Origin of the sequence: Micromonospora sp. NPDC047753, from assembly GCF_040642735.1 — a bacterium.
GTDB lineage: Bacteria > Actinomycetota > Actinomycetes > Mycobacteriales > Micromonosporaceae > Micromonospora.
In genome coordinates this window covers 1-5,714 of record NZ_JBEYSL010000439.1, presented here as the reverse complement: position 1 = coordinate 5,714, position 5,714 = coordinate 1, and the positions used below count along the sequence as shown (strand labels likewise).

General features: G+C 71.6%; 4 protein-coding genes and 2 pseudogenes. 2 read left to right on the top strand and 4 right to left on the bottom strand.

The window, feature by feature from the left end; genetic code table 11:
- The coding region (locus ABZ749_RS27825; RefSeq protein ID WP_357233004.1) for a DUF4012 domain-containing protein at positions 1–1,053 on the bottom strand (1,053 nt) is incomplete at its 3' end.
- Positions 1,054–1,156: 103 nt separating this feature from the next.
- Positions 1,157–2,404: a glycosyltransferase family 4 protein gene (locus ABZ749_RS27820; protein WP_357233002.1), complete on the bottom strand. Its 1,248-nt coding sequence runs from the start codon at positions 2,402–2,404 to the stop codon at positions 1,157–1,159.
- 168 nt (positions 2,405–2,572) lie between these two features.
- Here ABZ749_RS27820 and ABZ749_RS27815 point away from each other — a divergent pair, with 168 nt between their 5' ends.
- Positions 2,573–3,127, top strand: coding sequence for a low molecular weight phosphatase family protein (locus tag ABZ749_RS27815; RefSeq protein WP_357233000.1), 555 nt, complete (start codon positions 2,573–2,575; stop codon positions 3,125–3,127).
- Here ABZ749_RS27815 and ABZ749_RS27810 read toward each other — a convergent pair.
- Positions 3,108–4,571 (bottom strand): polysaccharide biosynthesis tyrosine autokinase, encoded by a 1,464-nt coding sequence (locus tag ABZ749_RS27810; RefSeq protein WP_357232998.1) that lies wholly within the window; start codon positions 4,569–4,571, stop codon positions 3,108–3,110. The two genes, ABZ749_RS27815 and ABZ749_RS27810, sit on opposite strands and share 20 nt — an antisense overlap.
- Positions 4,572–4,950: 379 nt before the next feature.
- Here ABZ749_RS27810 and ABZ749_RS27805 point away from each other — a divergent pair.
- A pseudogene (locus ABZ749_RS27805) lies at positions 4,951–5,619 on the top strand (Na+/H+ antiporter NhaA); the annotation flags it as partial.
- A gap of 1 nt (position 5,620) precedes the next feature.
- Here ABZ749_RS27805 and ABZ749_RS27800 read toward each other — a convergent pair.
- Positions 5,621–5,714 (bottom strand): annotated as a pseudogene (locus tag ABZ749_RS27800) (RidA family protein); the annotation flags it as partial.

Below are 5,714 nucleotides of genomic sequence, written 5' to 3'. Positions count from 1 at the left end.
AGCTGACCGAGGGGCCGGTCGAACCCCCCGAGGGTGAGCAGTGGTACCTGCAAACCTGCAACGGCGGCGACCTGGGTGCCCAGGAGGTGGTGTCCCGTCGACAGTGGTGCCGGTCTTGCGCCGGAACATCTCGCGGTACAGCGCGGCTGCGGTCGGGAAGTGCGGGGACAGGTTGACGTCGGCGGGGTAGATGCCGGGCAGGTCCGTCCAGAGGGCCCGGGTTTCGGCGGGCACCTTCAGCGCCGGGGTGAACTGACCGAGCGAGGAGGTGCTGCCCTGCTTGCCCATCTGCACCTTGCCGTTCTCCGCCTCGATCATCGCGTAGGCGCCGAACATGCCGCCGGTGGCGCGCAACTCGGCGAGGTTCTGCGAGACGAGCAGGTAGCGGCGTGGGCCGTTGGCACCGAGCAGCGGCGGGAGGAGACGGGCGCCCTGGTCGGCTGCCGTGGTGAGGCTGGCCAGCCGGTCGATCTCGTCGCGCAGGTCGCCCAGCGCCTGCCGGATCTGGCTGACCAGACTGTCGGCTGGCACCGCCGCCAGGTTCTGGCGGGTACGTTGCACCGACTCGTGCACCCCGGTCAGCTCCGTGGAGACGGCGGCGAGCCGCGCGAGGTCCAACCGGCCGCCGGTTGGCACCAGGCTGGTCAGGTCCATGCGGAGCAGGGTCGGGAACGCGTGCCGGGCCAGTTCGTCGATGGCGACGGCGATCTGCGCGACAGCGTCGAGGTCGTCGCCGGCGACCGGCGTGTGCCGTCCGAGCCGCCAACTGGGGTCGGCAGTTGCCGAACGGGCCGCTTTGGCCTGCTCCTGGAGGGCGGCGAGCGTCCGCAAAGCACGGTCGGTGTCCCCACCGACGATCTGGGCGCTCAACTCCCGGGCCAGGCCGGCGGCGTTGAGCAGGTGGGTGCGCGCCTGCCAGCCCCGGAAGCCGACCCACCCGGCGGTCGCCAGTAGCAGCGAGCCGACCACCAGGGCGCCGAGCAGCGCCCGTCGCAGTCGGGCCCGCCGACGACGCCGGGACCGGCTCCGCCGCCGGATCGGCCGTTCGCTCACCGTCACACCAAACTCCCATTCGTGGAACCGGACAGAAGGTCGATTCCCTGACGTTCTTAGCACGTCCAAGGGAAGTTCATACCGTTATCGCAATTGTCGTCCTTTAAGCGAGCTTTCCTCTTGGTTCCGTGGCGGGCTCGGCGAACCGTCCGGCCGCCTCGTGCAACAGCCGCTCGATCTGGTCCACGCCGCCGGGCAGCGACATCTCGCGCAGGTACGCGGCCCTCCCCCGGCGACCCATCTCGGTGCGGGCCGGCGGCGGAATGGTGGCTGCCAGCCAGAACCTGTCGGCCAGTGCCGCCCAGTCCTCGGGTGGGCAGGACAGCCCGGCCCGAACCCGTTCGACCAGCTCGGCCGTGTCCCCACCGGCGGAGGCGATCACCGGCGCGGCGCAGGACAGCGCGGCCTGGAGTTTGCCGGGCACCGTGCTGCGCAGCTCCGGAAGGTCGCGCGACATGACGAGTTGGTAGTCGGCGGCGGCGTACAGCTCGGGCATGTCGACCGGTGACCGCCGCTCCAGGAAACGGATGTTCTCCGCGCCCAGCTCGGCGGCGAGCCCCCGCACCCGCCGCTCCGCCGCGCCGGAGCCGACAAGGACCAGATCCATCGTCCGGTCCAGTGCCGCGGCCGCACGGACCGCGGTCTCGAGCCCCTGCCGCGCCCCGATGGTCCCGGCGTGCATCACCACGCACCGACCGTCGCGACGGACCAGCTGGCGTGCCGCCGCGCCGGGTGTCGCCGGATAGAAGATCCGCTCGTCGGTCCAGTTCAGCACCAGCCGGACCCGGGCCGGGTCGGCGCCCGCGGCGACCACCAGGTCCCGCATCGACGGCGCCGCGACCGCGATTCTCGCGGCGGTCCGGTAGATCCGGGTCATCGTGCTGCCCATCCGCGCCGCCCAGCGCCCCTCGCCCCCCTCATCCGCGCCGTCGCGGGTCCAGACGTCCTGCACGTGCAGCACCGCGGGCACCCGCCCGAGCAACCGGAGCACCGCGGCGGCGGCGAACGTCGTCGCCGGCAGTTGAAACACGTAGAGCGCGTCCACGTCACCCAGGAAACGGCGTGCGACCAGCCCCGCGCTGCCGGCGAAGGAGAGGTAACTGGCCATTCGACCGCCGGCGGACGCGGCACCCGCGGGGTACCGGGGCACCCGTCGGACGCTCAGCCGTTCGCTGTGCGTCTCGTGGTGCCACCGCTGCCGCCAGCCGGGATAGACGTGGCCACCCGGGTAGTCCGGGAAGCCGGTGAGGACCCGTACCTCGTGCCCACGCGCGGCCAGCTCCTCGGCGAGGCTCCCCGGGATGAACGCCGGCTCGGGCGGAAAGTGGTACGACAGGATGCCGATCTTCACCGGTACGCCCCCGTCCCACCGGGATCGCCAGCGACCGGCGCGGCACCACGACCGGCCGGCGTGCGGCGCGCGTACGATGCCGACAACCCCTCCCCGCGCGGCCACCGGCGTCGACGCACCGCCCCCGCGGTGCGCGCTTCGGTGTCCGTACCGATGAGAGGGGCACCGATGGCTGATCGCGTGTTGTTCGTCTGCCACGCCAACCTGTGCCGGTCACCGATGGCCGAGTACCTGGCCCGCCGGCTGCTGGCCGACCGACCCGTCGAGGTGGCCAGCGCCGGCACCGACGCGATCGACGGGCTGGCCATGCACCCGTACGCCCTGGAGGTCGCGACGGAGAACGGCCGGGACCCGGCGGCGTTCCGGACCCGCGGTCTGCGCCCCGAGTACCTGGTCGACGCGACGCTCGTGCTGACCGCGACCCGACGCCAACGCTCGGTCTGCACCTCATTGGCGCCGGGAGCGCTGCACCGGACGTTCACGTTGCGCCAGTTCGGCCGGCTGGCCGCGGCGGCCGAACCGCCCACCGACCTGGCCGACGATCCGCTGCGGGCGGCGATCGTCGCCGCCGCGCAGGCCCGGGGAAGACTGCAACCCGCCGCCCCGGACGAGGACGACCTTCGGGACCCGATCGGCGGCACCTTGGCCGACTTCCGACGCTGCGCCGAGGAGATCGAACGGTCTCTGCGACCCCTCGCCGTGCTCATCGGGGCAGCCGGGTGAGTTCCTGGGTGTGGTCGGGGACTCCGTTGACCCCGTCGGCGGTTGCGCTGTGCCGGCCGGACGCGGCCCGTTCGGCCGGCACCGACGCCTCGGCCGTCGAGGCCACCACCCGGTAGGCCTCGTACTGGTACGCCTCCGCCTTGGCCACCTTGGCCATGTTCAGCACGCAGCCGAGCAGCCGAACCGAGACCGAGTGCAGTGACCGGGCCGCGGCGGCGACCTGGGTCCGCGAGGTGCGGCCCTGCTGAGTCACCAGCAGCGCGCCGTCGGCCTGCACGGCCACCACCACGCCGTCGGTCACCGCGAGCAGCGGGGCGGTGTCGATGATCACGATGTCCGCCGACTCGCGCAGCGCCAGCAGCAGGTCCGACATGGCCTTGGAGCCGAGCAGCTCGCTCGGGTTCGGCGGGGCCGACCCGCTGGGCAGCACCAGCAGCGACTTGTCGCCCCAGCGCTGCACGACGTCGCCCACCTTCACGTCGCCGACCAGCACGTCGGTGAGGCCGACGCCGGCGTCCAGGCCCAGATAGTCGTCGACCTTCGGGCGGCGCAGATCGGCGTCCACCAGCAGCACCCGCCAGCCCGCCTCGGCCAGGGCGATGGCCAGGTTGCAGGAGAGGGTGGTCTTGCCCTCGCCCTGCAGGGCGCTGGTCACCGCGATGACCCGGGCCGGCTCGTGGACGTCCACGAAGCGCAGGTTGGTCCGCAGCTTGCGGACCGCCTCGGCGCGCGCCGAGGTCGCGGCGTCGCCCACGATGAGCGGCGCGCTGCGGGCGTTGGACTCGAACGGGATCTCACCGAGCAGCGGGCTACCCGTGGCGCGTTGCAGGCCGGCGGCGTCGCGCAGTCGGACGTCGGCGACGCCGCGCAGGATCGCCAGACCGATGCCGAGGAGGAGGCCGACCAGGCCACCGAGGGTGAGGTTGCGGACCGGCTGCGGCGAGACGGGGTCGGCGCTGACCCGCGGGCCACTGACGACCTCGATCTTGATGGGCGCCTTGCCCTCCGGTGTCGTCTCCACCTTCTGTACGAGTTCGACGAACTTGTTGGCGAGGCTCTCCGTCACGCGCAACGCGCGGGTCTGGTCGGTGTCGGTGACCGATGCCCGCAGCAGAACGGTGCCGGTCTCGGTGGAGGTGCTCACCCGGCGCTGCACCTCGTCCGCGGTGAGGCCGACCGGAGTCTCGGCCACCACGCTCTGCGCCAGCCGGTCGCTGCTGAGCAGGTCGGCGTACGACTTGACACGCTGCTGGAGGAAGAGCCCGCCCTGGTAGGCGTCGGTGACGCCGGTGTTGGGGGTCGTGACGAAGAAGGTCACCGAGGCGACGTACCGGGGTTGGGCACGTACGGTCAGGAACGCCGAGACGCCGAGAGCCACCATGACCGTGACCAGCGCGACCCACCAGTGCCGACGCACGTGGCGCAATTGGCGGAGCAGGTCCATCAGGAGCGCCCCCGTGCCGGTCCGGTTGCGGCAAAGAACTTCACAAAAACCCCCAAGGTCGTCTCTAAACTCGTGAAACCATTAAAGCGGCTCATACGGCTTATGTCCGGAGTTACCTATATTCCGGCGGCGAGATGTGCGCCCGCATGACCAACCCGACAAACGCCCATTCGGCAGCGGCGACAACGGGGAAAAAGTCGAAGGCCGATCCGACGGCGTCCGATCGGCCCAGCGTTCGCCGCCGACCGCGCCGCCGGATAGGGTCGACAGCGGTGTGCCGGGAAGTCTGGTCGGCGAGTGGAAACCTGCTGTCCCGACTCCTGTAGGTGAGCCGAAGTTGACCCTCCCCACCCCGCCGTCAGGCCCGCGTCCGCCAAAGATCCGGCTGTTCTCCCGATCGTCCTGGCCGCAGGCCCGGCACCTGGCCGACGTGCTGCGCACCGAGACCGTCGGTGGCGCGCTGCTGCTGTCAGGCGCTCTGATCGCGCTGATCTGGGCCAACTCCCCGTGGTCCGACTCGTACACCCGGCTCGGCGAGGTCGTGCCCTGGCCCGGCGCGCCCTGGCACCTCGACCTGAATCTGGCCACCTGGGCGGCCGACGGCCTGCTGGCCATCTTCTTCTTCGTCGTGGGCCTGGAGCTCAAACGGGAGTTCGTCGCCGGTGACCTCCGCGACCCGCGCCGAGCCGCGCTGCCGGTGGCGGCCGCGCTCGGCGGGATGCTGCTGCCGGCGCTGATCTACGTGGCGGTGGTGCTGAGCGGTGGCGGGGAGGGCCTGCGCGGGTGGGCCATTCCGACCGCCACCGACATCGCTTTCGCGCTCGCCGTCCTCGCGGTGGTCAGCTCACATCTGCCCCAGGGGCTACGCGCATTCCTGCTCACCCTGGCGGTGGTCGACGACCTGTTCGCGATCACCATCATCGCGATCTTCTACACCGCCGATTTTCAGCCCGTACCGCTGCTCGCCGCGTTCGCGCCGATCGCGCTCTTCGCGGTGCTGGTGCAGCGGGGGCGCACCTGGTGGTGGGCGCTGATCCCCCTCGCTGTGCGGTCACCTTGACCACCTTGACCACGTTCTCCAGGCCGACCAGCGAGTCGACAGCGGCCAGCGCGTTGAGCCCGCACCGCTGGGCCAGATCCTTC